At 61.3% G+C, this 17,792-nt stretch carries 22 protein-coding genes; 10 read left to right on the forward strand and 12 right to left on the reverse strand.

Annotated features, from left to right (window positions below):
* The first annotated feature begins 16 nt into the window (after window positions 1-16).
* Window positions 17-610, forward strand: a complete 594-nt coding sequence (locus tag WA943_RS15570) for a DUF3501 family protein (protein ID WP_424470812.1) — start codon at window positions 17-19, stop codon at window positions 608-610.
* Window positions 611-628: 18 nt separating this feature from the next.
* Here WA943_RS15570 and WA943_RS15575 read toward each other — a convergent pair whose 3' ends face one another.
* A complete protein-coding gene (locus tag WA943_RS15575) occupies window positions 629-1,300 on the reverse strand; it encodes an SH3 domain-containing protein (protein WP_424470813.1) in 672 nt (223 codons plus the stop codon).
* Window positions 1,301-1,474: 174 nt separating this feature from the next.
* On the opposite strand from WA943_RS15575, the gene WA943_RS15580 reads away from it, so the two are divergent.
* Together WA943_RS15580 and WA943_RS15585 are read left to right on the forward strand one after the other, a co-directional pair.
* Complete coding sequence (locus WA943_RS15580) at window positions 1,475-2,470, forward strand: 2-hydroxyacid dehydrogenase (protein ID WP_424470814.1); 996 nt, start codon at window positions 1,475-1,477, stop codon at window positions 2,468-2,470.
* Between the two features lie 144 nt (window positions 2,471-2,614).
* A complete protein-coding gene (locus tag WA943_RS15585; protein WP_424470815.1) occupies window positions 2,615-3,082 on the forward strand; it encodes a GNAT family N-acetyltransferase in 468 nt (155 codons plus the stop codon).
* Window positions 3,083-3,091: 9 nt separating this feature from the next.
* Here the strand turns inward: WA943_RS15585 and WA943_RS15590 are convergent, their stop codons facing one another.
* From WA943_RS15590 to WA943_RS15605, 4 genes are read right to left on the reverse strand one after another with little or no spacing between them, the layout of a single operon-like run.
* The gene (locus WA943_RS15590) at window positions 3,092-3,895 is read right to left on the reverse strand and encodes a HesA/MoeB/ThiF family protein (RefSeq protein ID WP_424470816.1); all 804 of its coding nucleotides are present in this window, start codon (window positions 3,893-3,895) and stop codon (window positions 3,092-3,094) included.
* Window positions 3,896-3,917: 22 nt separating this feature from the next.
* Window positions 3,918-4,682, reverse strand: a complete 765-nt coding sequence (locus WA943_RS15595; protein ID WP_424470817.1) for a thioesterase family protein — start codon at window positions 4,680-4,682, stop codon at window positions 3,918-3,920.
* A 5-nt stretch (window positions 4,683-4,687) separates the two neighbouring features.
* Window positions 4,688-5,446, reverse strand: coding sequence for a class I SAM-dependent methyltransferase (locus WA943_RS15600; RefSeq protein WP_424470833.1), 759 nt, complete (start codon window positions 5,444-5,446; stop codon window positions 4,688-4,690).
* Window positions 5,447-5,498: 52 nt separating this feature from the next.
* A complete protein-coding gene (locus tag WA943_RS15605; RefSeq protein WP_424470818.1) occupies window positions 5,499-6,203 on the reverse strand; it encodes an SDR family NAD(P)-dependent oxidoreductase in 705 nt (234 codons plus the stop codon).
* Between the two features lie 120 nt (window positions 6,204-6,323).
* On the opposite strand from WA943_RS15605, the gene WA943_RS15610 reads away from it, so the two are divergent.
* Window positions 6,324-6,809, forward strand: a complete 486-nt coding sequence (locus WA943_RS15610; protein ID WP_424470819.1) for a winged helix-turn-helix transcriptional regulator — start codon at window positions 6,324-6,326, stop codon at window positions 6,807-6,809.
* Between the two features lie 4 nt (window positions 6,810-6,813).
* On the opposite strand, the gene WA943_RS15615 is transcribed toward WA943_RS15610, so the two are convergent.
* The 7 genes from WA943_RS15615 to ubiE form a co-directional block, all read right to left on the reverse strand.
* Window positions 6,814-7,809 carry a bile acid:sodium symporter family protein gene (locus WA943_RS15615; protein ID WP_424470820.1) on the reverse strand — a complete coding sequence of 332 codons (996 nt, stop codon included), beginning with the start codon at window positions 7,807-7,809 and terminating at the stop codon, window positions 6,814-6,816.
* Window positions 7,810-7,887: 78 nt separating this feature from the next.
* Window positions 7,888-8,850: a cysteine synthase A gene (cysK, locus tag WA943_RS15620; RefSeq protein WP_424470821.1), complete on the reverse strand. Its 963-nt coding sequence runs from the start codon at window positions 8,848-8,850 to the stop codon at window positions 7,888-7,890.
* A 13-nt stretch (window positions 8,851-8,863) separates the two neighbouring features.
* Complete coding sequence (locus tag WA943_RS15625; protein WP_424470822.1) at window positions 8,864-9,313, reverse strand: RrF2 family transcriptional regulator; 450 nt, start codon at window positions 9,311-9,313, stop codon at window positions 8,864-8,866.
* Between the two features lie 7 nt (window positions 9,314-9,320).
* On the reverse strand, window positions 9,321-9,800 hold the full coding sequence (gene dut, locus WA943_RS15630) for a dUTP diphosphatase (RefSeq protein WP_424470823.1): 480 nt from the start codon (window positions 9,798-9,800) through the stop codon (window positions 9,321-9,323).
* On the reverse strand, window positions 9,797-11,038 hold the full coding sequence (gene coaBC, locus WA943_RS15635) for a bifunctional phosphopantothenoylcysteine decarboxylase/phosphopantothenate--cysteine ligase CoaBC (protein ID WP_424470824.1): 1,242 nt from the start codon (window positions 11,036-11,038) through the stop codon (window positions 9,797-9,799). The genes dut and coaBC overlap by 4 nt, the downstream gene beginning before the upstream one ends.
* A gap of 108 nt (window positions 11,039-11,146) precedes the next feature.
* Window positions 11,147-12,754, reverse strand: a complete 1,608-nt coding sequence (ubiB, locus tag WA943_RS15640) for a 2-polyprenylphenol 6-hydroxylase (protein ID WP_424470825.1) — start codon at window positions 12,752-12,754, stop codon at window positions 11,147-11,149.
* 15 nt (window positions 12,755-12,769) lie between these two features.
* Entirely contained in the window at window positions 12,770-13,567 is a 798-nt protein-coding gene (gene ubiE / locus WA943_RS15645) for a bifunctional demethylmenaquinone methyltransferase/2-methoxy-6-polyprenyl-1,4-benzoquinol methylase UbiE (RefSeq protein WP_424470826.1), read from the reverse strand.
* Window positions 13,568-13,637: 70 nt separating this feature from the next.
* On the opposite strand from ubiE, the gene mutM reads away from it, so the two are divergent.
* The 6 genes from mutM to WA943_RS15675 form a co-directional block, all read left to right on the forward strand.
* Entirely contained in the window at window positions 13,638-14,516 is an 879-nt protein-coding gene (mutM, locus tag WA943_RS15650) for a bifunctional DNA-formamidopyrimidine glycosylase/DNA-(apurinic or apyrimidinic site) lyase (protein ID WP_424470827.1), read from the forward strand.
* Window positions 14,517-14,542: 26 nt separating this feature from the next.
* Window positions 14,543-14,938 carry a hypothetical protein gene (locus WA943_RS15655; protein WP_424470828.1) on the forward strand — a complete coding sequence of 132 codons (396 nt, stop codon included), beginning with the start codon at window positions 14,543-14,545 and terminating at the stop codon, window positions 14,936-14,938.
* Window positions 14,939-15,001: 63 nt separating this feature from the next.
* Window positions 15,002-15,778, forward strand: coding sequence for an enoyl-CoA hydratase (locus WA943_RS15660; protein WP_424470829.1), 777 nt, complete (start codon window positions 15,002-15,004; stop codon window positions 15,776-15,778).
* Between the two features lie 240 nt (window positions 15,779-16,018).
* Entirely contained in the window at window positions 16,019-16,285 is a 267-nt protein-coding gene (gene rpsT, locus WA943_RS15665) for a 30S ribosomal protein S20 (RefSeq protein ID WP_424470830.1), read from the forward strand.
* A 540-nt stretch (window positions 16,286-16,825) separates the two neighbouring features.
* Window positions 16,826-17,359 (forward strand): rhodanese-like domain-containing protein, encoded by a 534-nt coding sequence (locus tag WA943_RS15670; RefSeq protein ID WP_424470831.1) that lies wholly within the window; start codon window positions 16,826-16,828, stop codon window positions 17,357-17,359.
* A 151-nt stretch (window positions 17,360-17,510) separates the two neighbouring features.
* A partial coding sequence (locus WA943_RS15675) for a DnaA N-terminal domain-containing protein (RefSeq protein ID WP_424470832.1) occupies window positions 17,511-17,792 on the forward strand: 282 nt, incomplete at its 3' end.

A 17,792-nucleotide genomic window follows, 5' to 3' on the forward strand; every position in this document is an offset into this window, starting at 1 on the left:
TGTAAAGGAAAATATCATGGCGGCAAAACGCGCGATCACTCCCGGCGACATTCTGCCTTACGAAACCTATGCGGATGAGCGCAAGGATCGCCGTGTGCGCATCACGGAAATGAAGCGCGCGCGCCGCGTCGCGGTTGGCCCCTTCGCGACTTTCTATTTTGAAAACTACGACACCATGTTCCATCAGGTGCATGAGATGCTGCATATCGAGCGCGGCGGCGCCGAGCAGCTTGCCGACGAACTTGCCGCCTATAATCCGCTGATCCCCAATGGCAGCGAACTTGTCGCCACGCTGATGTTCGAGATCGATGACGAAGTGCGCCGCGACCGCGAGCTGCGGCGTCTCACCGGCGTCGAGAACCATGTCTATCTCGAAGTGGGCGGCTTGCGCGTGAGCGCCGTGGTGCCGCCGGACGATGTCGAGCGCACAAAGGCGGACGGCAAAACCTCATCCGTGCATTTCCTGCACTTTCCGTTCACGGCGCAGGAAATCGAAAAATTCCGCGATCCGAAAGCGCAGGTCATTCTCGCCATCGCGCATCCGAACTACGGTCACATGGCGCTGATTGAAAATGCGGTCCGCGCTTCGCTTGCGGCGGATTTCGCGTAAGGCTTGAAGGGGCGGAGCTTACTCGAAGTCTTCGCCCCAATAGGTGCCCCAGAAATTCTGGCGCTGCACCCAGCCTTCATAGCCGCTCGCCTGAAGCTCGCACCACTCGCCCGCACAGGCGCGCACCTGCGCGATGACTCCGGGCTCCGCATAGGCGACGACATTCGACGAAGCGTCGGGGTCGACATGCATCGCCACCGGCGTCGTGTCGCCTGCATGGCCTTCAATGAGGGCCGTGCGTCGCCCGTCCAGCATCGAGTGCCATACCCAGCCGACATCGCCCTCACGGTCGCGTATGCGCCGCCAGCGGCCCGATTCAGCCGTGACCTCGACCGGCAGGCCCTTCTTTGCAAAAACCCAGAGGATTTCGTTATCAGGCCCCGGCCCGCGTCGCACATTGATGCGCCCCGACTTCAGACTGACAAAACGCGGCACGGGAAGGCGTGATTCGGGTCCGATTGCGCGTTTTTGAGGGACGTTCGCCGCGCCTTTGGGCGGCAGAAGCTGCGTCGTCGGCGCGGCCTCCTTGGCGGCAACCGGCGCGGAGAAAGCCGTGAACAAGGCCAGCATCAGCGCTGCGGCGCTGAAATATACGACCCCGTCTCCAGACTTCAGTCCCGGAAAAACCGTCAAATGAGGAAGCCGGAAAATTTCCCGGAAAATTTCGGTGATGACGTATCTCTCTGGCATGCCGCAGAACCTTCGCACGCCTTTATGGCAAGCGTCGCCTGCATGGGTCAAGTTCATGCCCGCCTCGCGCAGATAGATCGCGCTTGGTTGCCCGCCGCGCCCTCTGCTAGACAAGTATGATCGGAAAAGCCCCGAGTCCCCGTCCGACACTCAGAACGCAAAGCCAGTCCGTCCATGCCTTCGTCCAAAAAGCCGCTCGTCGTCGTCACCCGCAAGCTCCCCGAGACGATCGAGGCGCGAATGGCTGAACTTTTCGACGTTCGCCTCAATGCCGACGATCATGCGCTAAGCCAGGCCGAGCTTGTGGCGGCCGTGAAGGAAGCCGATGTTCTGGTGCCGACCGTCACCGACAAGATTGACGCAAAGGTTCTGGCGCAGGTCGGCCCGCAGCTCCGCCTCATCGCCCAGTTCGGCACGGGCGTCGACAATATCGATGTCGAGACGGCGCGCAGGCGCGGCATTACCGTCACGAATACGCCCGGCGTGCTCACCGAAGATACAGCCGACATGACGATGGCGCTGATTCTCGCCGTGCCTCGCCGCCTCGCGGAAGGCGCGCGTTTCCTGCGCGACCATGAAGGTCAGTGGCCTGGCTGGTCGCCGACATGGATGCTTGGCCGCCGCATCTTCGGCAAGCGCCTCGGTATTATCGGCATGGGGCGCATCGGTCAGGCTGTGGCGCGCCGCGCTCGCGCCTTTGGCCTTGAAATCCACTATCACAATCGAAAACCGGCCAATGCGGTAATCGAAAAAGAGCTTGAAGCGACCTATTGGGAAAACCTCGACGACATGCTGCCCAAGGTCGATATCGTTTCGGTAAACTGCCCGCACACGCCCGCGACTTTTCACCTTCTCAATACTGCCCGCCTGAAGCTGATGCGCTCCGACGCCTATATCGTCAACACGGCGCGCGGCGAAGTGATCGACGAGAACGCGCTGATCCGTGCGCTCGAAGCCGGTGAGCTTGGTGGCGCTGGTCTCGACGTCTTCGAGAACGAGCCGACCGTCAATCCGCGCTTCCTGAAACTCGGCAATGTCGTCTCGCTGCCGCACATGAGTTCCGCGACCATCGAAGGCCGCGTTGAAATGGGCGGCAAGGTCATCGTCAACATCAAGACCTTCATGGACGGCCATCGCCCGCCCGACCGCGTCATCCCCGCGATCATGTAGGCGGCCTCTCGGGTCACGTCCTCAGAGATGCGCTTTTGCGCAGCGCTTCTCGGGATGATGGTATGAATCTGAATTGATCCTTACCCTGAGAAGACGCGCGAGGCGCCATCTCGAAGAGCGGGCCCTCGACGCAGAGCGCATGACATGACGATCACACTTTCAGCGGCGCAAGTGCAGGACAAGCCACTTCTGCGCGCCTTGCTGGCGGATTATCTCACCGAACTTGCCACCTATGACGAGGTGGATTTCGCCTACCCCTATTTCGACGCTTACTGGAAGGAAGAGGGTCAGCGCTGGCCCTGGTTCATTTACGATGACGGGGCTCTGATGGGCTTTGCGCTGGTGAACCGCCTGTCTCGCTCCGGGCAGAAGGTGGATTATGCGATGGCGGAGTTTTACGTTCTGCCACAAGCGCGCGGGCATGGCCGCGGCGTTGCGGCGGCGCTGGCGGTTTTCGCCGTGCATCCCGGCCAGTGGGAACTGACGGTGTTTCCGCACAACACGCCCGCGCAAAAATTCTGGCCCAAGGTGATGTTGGCGGCGCGTGTGAGGTCGATGGAGAAATTCGATCATCACCGGGAAACGGTTTTCCGATTTCGCATCATCAGGTGAGCGGCCGTCTCACGAATGGTTCAGGTGATCGCGAAGCGCGGGTGCCTGCCCCGACAGAATATTAGCCGGATCGTGGCGGAGCTTGATGATGCGCACCCGCATGTCGAGCGCATCGTAAATCAGCAACCGGCCCACGAGCCCCGTTCCCGCACCTGTAATTTCCTTGATGACCTCAAGCGCCATCATCGAGCCGATGACCCCGGTGAGCGCGCCGAGGATGCCCACCTCCTCGCAAGTGGGGAGTAGGCCCGGCGGCGGCGCTTCGGGCACGAGGTCGCGGTAGTTGGGCAGCGGATAGCCGTCTGCTCCGCGCTCATAGGATTTGAATGTCGAGACCTGGCCCTCGAAGGGGCCGACAGCGCCGGAGACGAGCGGCACGCCTTCATAGTGGCATGCGTCGTTGACAAGAAAGCGCGTGTCAAAATTATCGCAGCCATCGGCGACGATATCATAGCCCGCGACGATCTCGCGCGCATTGGCGGGCGTCAGCCGTTCCGCATGTTTGATGACGCGCACATCGGGGTTGAGCCGGGCGATGCTCGCCTCTGCGCTTTCGACTTTCGGCAGGCCGATGCTCGCCGTGTCGTGAATGATCTGGCGTTGCAGGTTGGAAAGAGAAACCGTGTCGGCATCGATGACACCGATCGTGCCGACGCCCGCCGCCGCCAGATACATGAGGCAAGGCGCGCCAAGCCCGCCCGCGCCGATGACAAGCACGCGGGCGTTCAAAAGCTTTTGCTGCCCCGGTCCCCCGATTTCCTTGAGGACGATGTGGCGTGCATAGCGTTCGAGCTGGGCGTCGGTCAGTGACATGTTTCTCTCAGCCTCCTCGTCTCTAGCGTGGCGTCAGCACCACCGTCTGGCAACCGCGCCCGAGAATGCCCTGCTCGTCATGGAGCTTTGCATCGGTGAGGCCCATGCCTTCTGCACGCCAGTCCGAAGACGGCTCGACGCCGACCCATGAACCGACAGGCGCGCGCGACACATGCACCGTGATGTCGATATTGGGAAAACCCCACGGCGGCGGCCAGAACTCCGTGCCCGAAAGCCAGTATGGCGTGCCGTTGTCGGCAAGCGCAAAGAGGCTCGCGAAAGGCGCATCGAACGGCATCATCGGCCGCTTCATCCGGCCCCATTTGATGCCGTTGCCATCGTCGCGAATATCGAGCACGTCGAAGAAAGTCGTGCGATCGCGGGTACGCTGCTGCCAGACGGGCAGCGAAGACGGATCGACGGGCGTTGCGGGCGCGGCGACGCGCGCAACCTCCGGCGTATCGATCGGCTTCACGAACGCGCCGGTCGCCTTGGCGATGAGCTTGTCGCCGGCAAACAGCAGACCTTCAAGCATCGCAATGCGCCCGCCGACGCGCAGAATTTCGACTTTGGTCTGAAGCGGCTCAAGCGGCGCGGGACGCAGGATGAAAACGGAGGCCGTCAGTGGAATCCCCCACCCTTCGGCGCGCGCCTTCTCTTCCATCACCGCGACGGTGAGGCCGGAAACGGCACCGCCATGCAATCCGCGAAATGGCCCCGCGGCTTCCGCATGCGGTTGCCAGTTTGCGCCGTCCTGAGAGAAGACAGGATCGGGCGATAAGTTCATGACATTCACGGACGCAACCTCTTCTCGGTTTCCAGATTCATATGCGCGGCCACGAGCAAAAATGCCGGGCGCTCGCGTTCTTCTGCAAGGCTGGGCAGCGCCGCAATCTGCGCGTCGCTCGGTCCCCATTCCTCGACATGGGAAATGGCAAAGCCAAGCCCCACAAGCATGTTGATGTACGTCGCAATCGTGCGGTGCTGTTTGATGACGCCCTTGGCGAGCCAATCCGTCGAGCGCGGGCCTTCGGCGAGATAGCCATCGACCGGCCATGTCTTGTGTCCCGCCGCATCGACGACCCAACCCGGCGCAGAAGGCGCGGTATAGATCGGATGCTCGACGGAAAAGACGATGCGCCCGCCGGGCCGCAGCGCTTGCGTGACCTCGCCCATCAACCGCTCCAGCCCTTCGAGATAATGAAAGGCGAGCGAGCTATAGACGAGATCGCAGGATTGCGGCTGAAGCGTCAGATGTTCTAGATCCGCGCGCGCATAGACGATGGCATCATCGCTTGTCATTTCATGTGCGCGGGCCAGCATCTTCTCCGACAGGTCAAAGCCCAGAACCTGCGCCGCGCCTGCGTGGCGCGCCCAGCGACAGAACCAGCCAAAGCCGCAGCCGAGATCGACGACCTTCAGCCCCTGCATCTCCGGCAGCAGGGACCGCAGCGCTGGCCATTCCGCAGCGCCCTGCAAGCCTTCGACCGAGCGGCCAAGGCGGGCATAGCCCTCAAAGAAGTCGTCATCGTCGTAAATGTTCTGGGTCATCATGTTTGCTATGACGCGCCGCACGTGCCGCGTCAATGAGGGTCGCGCCGTTTCACCAGGTCTCGCCGAAGGGCCGGATTTCGACGTTGAACGACCACGCGCTTCGGTCCTGATGCGCGACATGCCAGATTTCATCAGCTATGGCGGCGGGCTTGATAAAGAAATCATCCGGCGCGTCGGGGCGCATCTTGCGCGTCCAGGCGACATCGATGACGGCGTCGATGATGATATAGGCGACGTGAACGCCTTTCGGCCCGACCTCGCGCGCAATGGCTTCGGCAAGAATGCGCTGCGCCGCCTTGCTCGGGGCAAAGCCCGCGAAACTCGCTTTGCCGCGTTGCGCCGATGTATTGCCGGTGACGATGATCGCGCCCCTGCCCGCCTCGATCATCGCAGGCGCAAGACGCCGCGCGAGATGGAGAAGCCCCATCGTATTGACCTGAAAATTGTAGTTGAGAACCTTCGGGTCGATATCGAGGAAATTGCCGAATGCGCCGCCGACCGCGTTGTGGACAAGCACTTCGGGTGAGCCAAGCTCGCGGGTGATCTTTGCGAGTACCGCTTCGATCTGCGCTTCGTCTGTCACGTCGCAGATATAGCCGCGTGAATCCGGTATTTCGTTCTGCAGAGCCGCAAGCCTCTCGCCGTTGCGGGCCAGCATGGCGACACGATAGCCGCCCTCGGCAAACCGGCGCGAAATGGCGGCACCCGTTCCGGGGCCAACGCCGGTGACGATAGCAACGGGTTTGGCGGTCATGCGAGATGCCTTCCGTTTGGCGGATTTGATTAGTTCTGTTTCAGAACCTTAATAATAACAAGTTGGGTTCCAAAAGAGAACCTGTCAAGCTAAACTCAGGGAGACTGGAAGGAATAGCCGATGCGCTGGGAAGATCTCGACCGTGAAGCCTGTTCCGTGGCCCGCACCCTCTCCGTGGTCGGCGACCGCTGGACATTGCTGGTGCTGCGCGAGTGTTTTCTGGGTACGCGACGCTTCGAGGAATTCGAGCAGCGTCTCGGCATCGCGCGTCACGTGCTGGCCGACCGGCTGAAAAAACTGACCGAGGCCGATGTCCTGACGAAAGTCGCCTATCAGGAGCGCCCTCGCCGCGAGGAATATCGCCTCTCTGAAAAAGGCCGCGACCTCTATCCGGTGATGATGACGCTCGCCCAATGGGGCGACAAGCACATGGCCGGGCCGGAAGGCCCGCCGCTTTTGCGCGTTCACAATGCCTGCACCCATGTGATGGAAGGCGTGCTCGTCTGCTCCGATTGCGGCGAACCTCTGGCCGCGCGCGACGTATCGGTAAAGGCGGGACCGGGCGCCGCCGAGGCGACGCTACCGGCTGCCGCAAAGCGCGCCTGAACCGTCAGCCTTTTGCTGGCCCGGCAATGGCTGCGCCGTCATTCGCATAGCGATTGGCGATGAAGCTCACGATCACAAGCTGGAAGAAGTGAAAGATCATCAGCGGCGCGATGATGAGGCCAAGCGCTGGCGTCGCGCCGAACATCACATTTGCCAATGGAACGCCCGTCGCCAGCGATTTTTTCGATGAGCAGAAAAGACAGGCGATGGTGTCCTCCCGGTCGAAGCCGAAGAAGCGGCACACCAGTTTCATCAATCCATAGATGAGATAGAAAAGCGCGATGGAGGCGACCACCATCTCGACCAGAAGCAGCACATCATTGTCGCTCCAGATGCCAGCAATGATCGAGTCGCAAAACGAGTTGTAAACGATGGCGATAATGACGGCGCGGTCGATGAGTTTCAGCCACGCGCTGTTGCGTGCCGCCCAATGTTGCAGCCAGTGATGCGCGATCTGGCCGAGGCCGATGGGCACAAGCACGAGCAGAACGATTTTCAGGATCACGGTGCCGAGCGGCAGTGACTGGCCGGTTGCCTTCATGTACCAGGCCATCAGAAGCGGCGTCAGAAACACGCCGAGGAAACTGGAAACCGTGGCGTTGAAAATCGACACGGGCACGTTGCCGCGCGCAAGAGATGTCATCGCGACAGCCGACGAAACCGTTCCCGGAAGCGCGGCGAGATAGAAAAATCCCAGCGAGACTTCAGCGGGTACGTAGGGCGCAGTAAAAAATTCCAGCCCCAGAACGACAATTGGAAAAAGAACGAAAGTGCCGAGCTGCACGACGATATGCACGTGCCACTTGGCAAAGCCGGCGCGCATGCGTTCGGGCGCAAGTGTCAGTCCATAAAGGAAAAAGACGATCGAGATGCCGTAAGTCGAAATCCACTCGATATGCAGCGGGCTGCCCGTTGCACCGGGTTCGGGCCAGATGACCGCGGCCACCACGACAAGGATGAGTGAGACGAGAAATCCGTCGAGATTGATTTTACGCAGCACAAAAGTCTCCACATCCGGTTCCGCGAACGCGGCCCAGTACTACACGTTCAAACGTGTATCGTCATGCCCGCAAAGTTCTCAGAGACCGTCGAAAAGCGCCGTCGAGAGATAGCGTTCGGCGAAGGACGGGATGATGACCACGATGGTCTTGCCCTTCATTTCCGGCCGCGTGCCGACTTCGAGCGCAGCGGCAATGGCCGCACCTGAAGAAATGCCGACAGGAATGCCTTCCATGCGGGCGGCCTTGCGCGCGGTTTCAAAGGCGGTCTCGTTGCCGATGGTCACGACCTCGTCGATCAGCGACTTGTCGAGATTGCCGGGAACGAAGCCCGCGCCGATGCCTTGAATCTTGTGCGGGCCGGGCTGGCCGCCGGAAAGAACCGGGCTGTCTTCCGGCTCGACCGCGATCATGCGCAGCGAGGCTTTGCGCGGCTTCAGCGCTGCGCCGACGCCGGTAAATGTGCCACCCGTGCCGACGCCGGAAATCACCACGTCGACTGCGCCGTTGGTGTCGTTCCAGATTTCTTCCGCCGTGGTACGGCGATGAATGTCGGGGTTTGCGGGATTGTCGAACTGCTGCGGCATCACCGAATTGGGATGCTGCGCCATGATTTCCTCGGCGCGCGCCATCGCGCCCTTCATGCCTTTTTCAGGCGGCGTCAATTCGATCTGCGCGCCGAGCAGCGCCAGCATCTTGCGCCGTTCGATCGACATGCTTTCAGGCATGCAGAGAATGAGCTTGTAACCCTTGGCCGCGCAGACAAAGGCAAGCGCAATGCCCGTATTGCCCGATGTCGGCTCGACGATAATCGTATCGGGGAGAATTTTCCCCTCGCGCTCCAGCGCCTCGATCATGGCGACGCCGATGCGGTCCTTGACGCTTGCCAGCGGATTGAAGAATTCGAGCTTCAGCAGAATGTCGGCAACGGCACCCGCTTCCTTCGCCATGCGGTTCAGGCGCACGAGTGGCGTGTCGCCGATGGTGTCGGTGATGCTGTTGTAAACGCGCCCGCGTCCCGGCAGCTTCTTCGCTTCGCTCATGCTGGTCTCCCGTCTAAATCGTGAAATCGGCGGTTGGCGCACCATTGTCGACGCCTGCCGTTTCGGCGCGGCGGCAAAGATCGTCGACGGTGATCTTGTCGAGGCGTTCCATCAATTCGGTCTGCACCTCTTCCCAGAGCGGCGCGATGACGCGTTCGCCCAGATCCGACGGACCGCTGGTCACCGGATCGTCGGAGGATTCCATTGCGCCGACGATGCGCACGACCTCGCCCACGGTTATGCGTCGCCGCTCGCGCGCCAGCCTGTAGCCGCCGCGCGGACCGCGCACGCCTTTCAGGATGCCTGCATGAACAAGCTGCTGCATCACCTGTTCGAGATAGCGCTGCGGAATGCCCTGGCGCTTGGTGATTTCCTTGGACTGCACCGGGTCCGGTCGCGCGTTGATTGCGACATCGACAACGGCTTCAAGTGCGAGCCAGGTCTTCTTGGAGAGACGTAGCATATTGCCCTCAGTTTTTTGCCGCGCCAGAACCGGTTCCGGTTGAACCAAAGCCGCCTGCGCCGCGTGTCGTCTCGTCGAGATTTTCGACCTCGGCGAATTCAGCTCGTGTGACCGGCGCCACCACCATCTGCGCAATGCGTGTGCCGCGCGTGATGGTGAAGGCTTCAGGTCCGTGATTGATGAGGATGACTTTGACCTCGCCGCGATAATCGCAATCGATGGTGCCGGGCGAATTCAGAACCGTGACGCCGTTCTTTGCCGCAAGGCCGGAACGCGGACGCACCTGCGCCTCGAAGCCATGCGGCAGCGCAATAGCAAGGCCCGTGGGAACAAGCGCGCGCGCACCCGGCGCAAGCACCATCGGTTCCGCATCCGGCACAGCCGCCAGAAGGTCCATGCCCGCCGCGCCGTCGGTTTCATAGCGTGGCAGCGCGAGGTCCGCTCCATGGGCGAGACGCTGAACGGCGACGGAGATCGAAAGGCTCATGCCTTGGCTTTCTTTTTTTCAAAATGCGCGAGAATGCTGCGGGCAAGGCGCTCGGCGACGGCCTGCTTGGGAAGCAGCGGCCAGTCCTCCTGCCCTTCGCCGGTAATGAGATGAACCGTGTTGAGTTCGCCGCCCATGACGCCGGTCTCAGGCGACACGTCATTGGCGACAATCCAGTCGCAGCCCTTGCGCTTGCGCTTGGCAACCGCATGTTCGACGACCTTCTCGGTTTCGGCGGCAAAGCCGACAACGAGCGACGGGCGATTTTTTGTCAGGCGCGAAAGCGTGGCGAGAATATCGGGGTTTTCGACGAGCTTCAGCGCAGGCGCTTCTGCGCCCGGCTCCTTCTTGATCTTCTGTGTGGCGTCCACATCGACGCGCCAGTCGGCAACGGCCGCCGCGCAGATCGCCACATCGGCCGGCAGCGCGGCTTCGCAAGCTGTGAGCATTTCGCGCGCGGTCTCGACGCGCTTCACATTGACGCCTGCGGGATTGGCCAGATTGGTCGGGCCGGACACAAGCGTGACATCGGCACCCATGCGCGCAAGCGCCGTCGCGATGGCATGGCCCTGCTTGCCCGAAGACCGATTGGCGAGATAGCGCACCGGGTCGATCGGCTCATGCGTCGGGCCGGAGGTTATGAGCGCCTTGATGCCCTTGAGCGGCTGCGCGCCGGAAAATTCGAGTTCCGAAAAATGCGCTTCGATGGCCGCAATGATTTCGGCAGGCTCGGCCATGCGGCCCGGCCCATATTCGCCGCAGGCCATGTCGCCTTCATTGGGGCCGACGATGTGAATGCCGTCCGCCATCAACTGTTCGAGATTGCGTTGCGTTGCGCGGTGTTCCCACATGCGCACATTCATGGCGGGCGCGATCAGCACCTTCTTGTCGGTCGCGAGCAGAAGCGTCGTCGCCAGATCGCTCGCAAGCCCCGCGGCCATCTTCGCCATAAGATCGGCGGTCGCCGGGGCGACGACGAGAAGATCCGCGTCGCGCGACAGTTCGATATGCCCGATGGCCGCCGTGTCGGTGAGGTCGAAGAGATCGCTATAGACCTTGTCGCCGGAAAGCGTGCCGACCGAGAGCGGCGTCACGAATTCCGCGCCAGCCGAGGTCAGCACGACGCGCACGCTCGCGCCGCGGTCGCGCAACCTGCGGATAAGCTCAAGGCACTTGTAGGCGGCGATGCCGCCGCCGACGATCAGCAGGATGCGGCGGTTCTGAAGGGCTTCACTCAACGCATGGTCTCCGGATGGGAGCTTGAAGCGGGGAATATAGGGTTCTACGGGTGAAATGTGGAGATAAATCCTTCGACCCGGCGATTTGGTGAAAATGCGGCGGTGCAGCTAGATCAGGCGAAACAGCACAACGGCCGCCAATGCACCAATAATTATCCATAACGCTGGCATCAGATAGCTGCGCTGGGACTGGGCGCGGGCCAGCGCCTCGGTCGAGGAGGGGTGAAGTTTCAGCCCGTCCTCATCGACGCTTTCGGAAAGAAGTCGCGCCGTGCGTTCGGCGCGAGCCAGAAATTCCGGCAGATTGCCTGCAAGACGCCCAAGCTGCACCGCGCCGGCAGCGGCTTCTTCGAGCCTCGTCTCGGGCGCGAATTGCTCCATCATCCAGGACTTGAGAACCGGCTCGGCGCTGTCCCAGATATTGTGGTCGGGATCGAAATGCCGGGCGACGCCCTCGATCACCACCATGGTCTTTTGCAGCAGGATAAGTTCGGGCCGCGTCTTCATCTCGAACTGCTCGGTTACCTGAAACAGTTGTGCGAGAAGGCGGCCCATCGAGACGTCGCGCGCGGGCCGCCCGAAAATCGGCTCGCCGACGGAACGCAGCGCCTGCGCAAAGGCATCGATGCTTTTGGTATGCGGCACATAGCCCGCAGCGAAATGAACTTCGGCGACGCGGCGATAGTCGCGCTGCACGAAGCCATAGAGAATTTCCGCCATCATGCGGCGCTGCGTCTGGTCGAGCCGCCCGGTGATGCCGAAATCGACAGCGACAAGCGTGCCGTCTGCATCGACGAAAAGATTTCCCTGATGCATGTCGGCATGGAAAAAGCCGTCGCGGAGCGCATGGGTCAGAAAGGATTGAATGACCTGACGGCCCAGCCGTTTCATGTCGTGACCGGCCGCGACGAGGCTTGCGCGATCCGACGCCGCAATGCCATCGACCCATTCAAGCGTCAGCACATGGCGCGCGGTCAGTTCCCAATCGACCTTGGGAACGCGAAAGCCTTCATCGCCCGCGACATTCTCCGCCATTTCCGAAATGGCGGCGGCTTCGAGCCGGAAATCCATTTCGATCTTCACGCTGTCGGCAAGCGTCTGCACGATTTCGACGGGCCGCAAGCGGCGGGAAGGCTGGTGAAAACGCTCCATGAGCCGCGAGATCCAGAAGAAGCTGTCGAGGTCGCGCGTAAAGCGTGCTTCGACGCCGGGACGCAGGACCTTCACAGCCACGTCGCGCGGCTCAGGGTCCGTTTCGCTGGCAAGCGTCTGCGCCCGATGCACCTGGGCGATAGAGGCGGCGGCAATGGCATCGCTGAAGGATGAGAAAAGGCTCTCGACCGGACGGCCAAGCTCTTCAGCGACAATGGCGCGCGCCTCGGCGGTCGGGAAGGGCGGCAGGCGATCCTGCAGGCGCGACATGTCGGATGCGAGTTCCTCGCCGACAATATCGGGCCGCGTCGCGAGAAACTGACCGAGCTTTATATAAGAGGGGCCGAGATCGACCATCGCGGCGGCAAGGCGCGCGGCCGGTTCGGCGTTCGCGTCGTCGTCCGACGTCCGCTCCCATGGCAGGCGCAGCTTGGCGGCGGCGAGCAGAAGCAGAACGACGCCGGGCATTTCACCGCGCAGTTCCAGCGGAAACAGGGCGTCATGGCGCGCGAGCACGCGGCCAGCCCGAATGAGGCGCACAAGATTGCCGGTCGCGCGGAACATGCTCGGCCCCGCTTCCTAAAGCCGCCAGCCGGAATGGATCGCCGCGATGCCGCCCGAAAAATTGCGGTACTGGACGCGGGAAAAACCGGCCGTTTCAATCATGGTCTTGAAGCGTTCCTGCGGCGGGAAGCGGCGAATGCTTTCGACGAGATACTGGTAAGGGTCGCCATCGCCGGTCACCCATTTGCCGATGCGTGGAATGGCACCGAAAGAATAGGTGTCGTAAATCGCATCGAGCCCCGGCACCGAAACCTGGCTGAATTCAAGGCAGAGAAAACGCCCGCCCGGTTTCAGCACGCGATAGGCGTCCGCGAGCGCATTCTCGATATGCGTGACGTTACGAATGCCAAAGGCGATCGTATAGGAATCGAAGGAGCGATCGGGAAAGGGCAGGGTCTCGGCATCGCCACAGGCAAATTCGACGCGGCCAGCGAACTGCTGCGCCTCTGCGCGATCCCGCCCGACGCCGAGCATATGCGAATTGATATCGCAAACCGTGACATGCGCGTTCGGTCCGGCGCGCTCGAGCAGGCGAAAGGCAATGTCGCCCGTGCCGCCCGCAACGTCGATATGGGCATAGGCGCGTGGCCCACGTGGCGGGTTCAGCCAGTCGATCAGCGCCTGCTTCCAGGCACGGTGAAGCCCGCCCGACATCAGGTCGTTCATCAGGTCGTAACGCGAGGCGACTTGCTCGAACACGTCGTGAACGAGTTTGACCTTTTCGGCCTCGGGCACGGTCTTGAAACCGAAATGGGTTGTGCTTCCGCCGGTTTCGGCGGATTTGGTCTCGTCTGCGTGCGGCGTCGTGCTCATCGGGCGGACCATAGCGCAGGCCCCGGAAGGGCGCTACTTTCCCGGCAACCGAATGACCATATAGAAATTCATGCCTGAACTTCCCGAAGTCGAAACCGTCCGCCGAGGTCTTGCGCCCGCTCTTGAGGGCCGCCGCATTGCGCGTGCGATCCAGCGCAGGCCCAACCTGCGCTACATGCTGCCCGAGCGTTTCGCCGAGCGGTTGACGGGTCGTCGTGTCGAATGGCTGGAGCGGCGGGCAAAATATATTCTCGCCCATCTCGAAGGCGAGGAGGTGCTGCTTGTGCATCTCGGCATGTCGGGCCGTTTCGGCATTCATCCGGGCGGGGCGCCCGGTGCGACGCCGGGGAAGTTCCATCGCGACGTGGCCGCTGACGGTGCCGGAACGGGTACGCATGACCACATCATCTTCGACATGGAAGATGGCACCCGCATCGTCTATTCTGATCATCGCCGTTTCGGCTTCATGGACCTGATCCCCGAAGCTTCGCTAAACGCTAACTCGCATCTTGCAGCGCTCGGACCCGAGCCTCTGGGAAACGAGTTTTCCGCCGCCGTTCTTCTTGAGCGGCTGAAAGGGCGACGCGCGCCGATCAAGGCGGCGCTTCTCGATCAGCGAACGGTTGCGGGTCTCGGGAACATTTATGTCTGCGAGGCGCTTTTCCGCTCCGGTATTTCTCCCAATCGGCAGGCCTTGAGCATCGGACCCCAGCGCTCCGAACGGCTGGCGCGCGCCATTCGAGATGTTCTGACTGAAGCCATAGAGGCAGGCGGCTCGACCTTGCGCGACTATGCCCAGACCGATGGCGAGCTTGGCTACTTCCAGCATTCCTTCGCCGTTTACGATCAGGAAGGTGGAGCCTGTTCAAAAGCCGGATGCAGCGGTACGGTAAAGCGAACCGTGCAGTCCGGCCGCTCGACTTTCTATTGTCCGAGTTGCCAGCGATGAGCCGGGCGAATGAGGGTGGGCCTTCGATGATTATTCGGATTCTGGTTCTGGGCTTTGCTCTCAGCTTGGGCGGCCTTGCATGGTCGGGGGCCGTAAACGCTGAAGAAAAGGCGTCTGGCTATCTCGATGCCATCGAGGACATGCCGTTGATGGAAGGCCTGGCCGAGACGGGCGAGGGCGGTATCGTTTTCGACAAGCCCAATGGCCGCATCGTGCGCACCATCGCCGAAGGCGAAGTATCGGCGAGCGAAGTGCGCAAATTTTATATCGACACTTTGCCGCAGCTTGGCTGGCAGCGTCTCCCGAAGCTTGAGCTGATTGGCGACCTGCTGGTCTTTCGCCGCGAGACGGAACGTCTCGAAATTCAGACCGTGCCAAAAGGCGCGCTGACGGAAGTGCGTTTCTCGATCGAGCCCGAGTGAGCCGATCCGGTCGGAACCACCCATAGAAGATTTGCCAAACGAAGAAACTTGAGGAGAAGCGTCATGGCCTACCAGAACATTCTGGTTGAGACGAAAGCGGCGGTCGGACTGATTACATTGAACCGTCCCGAGGCGCTCAATGCGCTGAATAAGGCGCTGATGGATGAGCTGACGCTGGCGCTCGACACCTTCGAGGCGGACCCGGCGATCCACGTGATCGTGCTGACCGGCTCGCAAAAGGCTTTCGCAGCCGGCGCCGACATCAAGGAAATGCAGCCCAAATCCTACATGGACGTCTATGCCGAAGACTTCATTACGGCGAATTGGGAGCGCGTGACGCGTTGCCGCAAGCCGGTGGTCGCGGCAGTCGCGGGCTATGCGCTGGGCGGCGGCTGCGAGCTTGCCATGATGTGCGATCTCATCATTTGCGGGGACAATGCGAAATTCGGCCAGCCCGAGATCAACCTGGGTGTCATGCCGGGCGCCGGCGGCACGCAGCGCCTCACCCGTTTCGTCGGCAAGTCGAAGGCCATGGAAATGTGCCTGACAGGCCGCATGATGGACGCCGCCGAAGCCGAGCGTTCCGGCCTTGTGAGCCGTGTCGTTCCGGTTGCCGAGCTTCTCGACGAGGCACTGAAGGTAGCGGCCACCATCGCGGCCAAGTCGCTCCCCATCGCCATGATGACCAAGGAAACGGTCAATCGCGCCTATGAAACGACGCTTTCGGAGGGCGTCCGCTTCGAGCGCCGCCTCTTCCACTCGATGTTTGCGACCGAGGACAAGAAAGAGGGCATGACGGCCTTTGTGGAAAAGCGCCCGCCTGCCTTCAAAAACCGCTGAAAGCAAAGCTCGCCTACGTGTTTTCGGGGGACGTTTCGTCCGGTTGACGCGCGGCCCCCCCACGCGTATAACGCGCGCCTCAATGATGAGAGGCCCCATGTTCCTTGCGGGGCCGCTTTTTTGAGGCCGCAAAGCCCGATAACGCGCTGATGTTGCCGCTTGATCGGGCGGGCTTGCGATGGACGAGATATCTGCCGCGCGTTCGAGCATGAGACGCGGGCATGGCAAAGGTCGAATACGATGGCGAATACGAAGTCCGCAAAAAAGGCGATCCGCAAGATCGAAACGCGCACCGCGGTCAACAAGGATCGTCGCTCGCGCATGCGCGGCTTCATCCGCAAGGTTGAAGAAGCGATCGCGACCGGCAGCAAGGATGCGGCGACCGCCGCGTTGAAGGCAGCCGAGCCCGAGATCATGCGCGCTGCGCAGAAGGGCGTGACGCACAAGAACACCGCCTCGCGCAAAGTGTCGCGTCTTTCAGCGCGCGTGAAAGTACTCAGCGCCTGATATTCGCTCCGCGCGTAATTTGAGCAGCGCGGAGGCGAAACGAAAGAGTGAAAGCCCGCGTGCATTTTAGACGCGGGCTTTTTTGCGTCTTATGCGTGTATGCGGCGTTTTTTCGAACGCTACGAGTTCATAAAAATTTAGACGAGCGTTGCATATCCGCACACGAATAAGCGGCACTGCACATTCGCTTGCGCGAGAGAAAAATTTGCAGCGCGCGGAACTGCGCCATTTTTGCGCGCGTGCAAGTGTGCGCTGCGGCGCTTAATTTATTTCGCTCGCGGGTCGCAGAGTTTTCGGTGTGGCAATGCGCAACATCGATGAACTTTTTTCTGCGTTCTCGATTCTTCCGCTTGCCTCCACAGGGTCCAGCCGGTATGGTTATTAGCCTCTGAGGGGCCAACGAATACTGTCGTTTATAAGTAATTAACCTGGCAAATACAGTATTCGATTGCGTCGATTTGAGCGTCCAAAAGTATCCAAAAAGTCATGAGTGATGACACGGGGGGAATTCCGACAGGGATTGCCCTCGCGGAGAAATTCGTGTCCCGCGCAGTCGGGATAAATGATGTCGGTGTTGCAGGAAAGAAGGGCGAAGGAATGCCGGGCGAAACGAACGACAATGTAAAGCCCGCGGTTCTTGGCACGCAGCCCGTCGATTATGCGGGCGATATTTCCGCGCAAGAAGCATGGCGCGTTCTTTCCGAAAATCCGAAAGCCGTTCTTGTCGACGTGCGCACCCGTGCCGAATGGTCCTTTGTCGGCCTTGTCGACCTGTCGCATCTCGGCAAGGAGCCCTTGCTCGCCGAATGGCAAAGTTTTCCCACGATGAGCGTCAATCAGGATTTTGCGGCTGACGTCGCAAAAACGCTGGGCGATGCCTCTCGTGATGCGCCGGTCCTCTTTCTGTGCCGCTCGGGCGCGCGCAGCAGGGCGGCGGCTATCGCCATGACCAAGCAGGGTTTTGTGCATAGCTACAATATCGCGGGCGGCTTCGAGGGCGACCTCGATGATGCGCGGCACAGAGGTGCGCGCAACGGCTGGAAGGCCGCGGGGCTGCCCTGGGCGCAGGGCTAAACCAATTTAGTGAATGAGATGGGGCTGGCGCGGGTTTATCCGCGCCGGTTGGAGTGGCGGTAAGAGGGGGAGGGAGTGTGTGCCTGTGCGGGGCATGCGTCTCTCGAAAATCCCGGGGTGGGGACCGGGGTTCAAGAAGGGGTAAGAGGTCGTGAACGAGAACAAGATGGGTTCGGTGGCGAAGTCTGGTTTTCGCAGCCGAAACGATGCATTGCCATCTGGCGGCGAAGCTGCGTCCGGCAAGGCTGCGCGCGGTTTGTCGCGCGAGGATTTTCCGGAGGTTTTGTCTGTGTCATCGGGCCCGAACGAAGCCGGTTCTCACGAGCCGGCCCTGAGCGCCCCCTGGCGTCGCGTCCGTGCGCGCCTTTTTGCCGAGCTTGGCGAGGCCACGTTCAATAGCTGGTTCAAGCAGATCGAGCTTGTCGGCGTTGAC

Source organism: Parvibaculum sp. (genome assembly GCF_049651025.1).
GTDB lineage: Bacteria > Pseudomonadota > Alphaproteobacteria > Parvibaculales > Parvibaculaceae > Parvibaculum.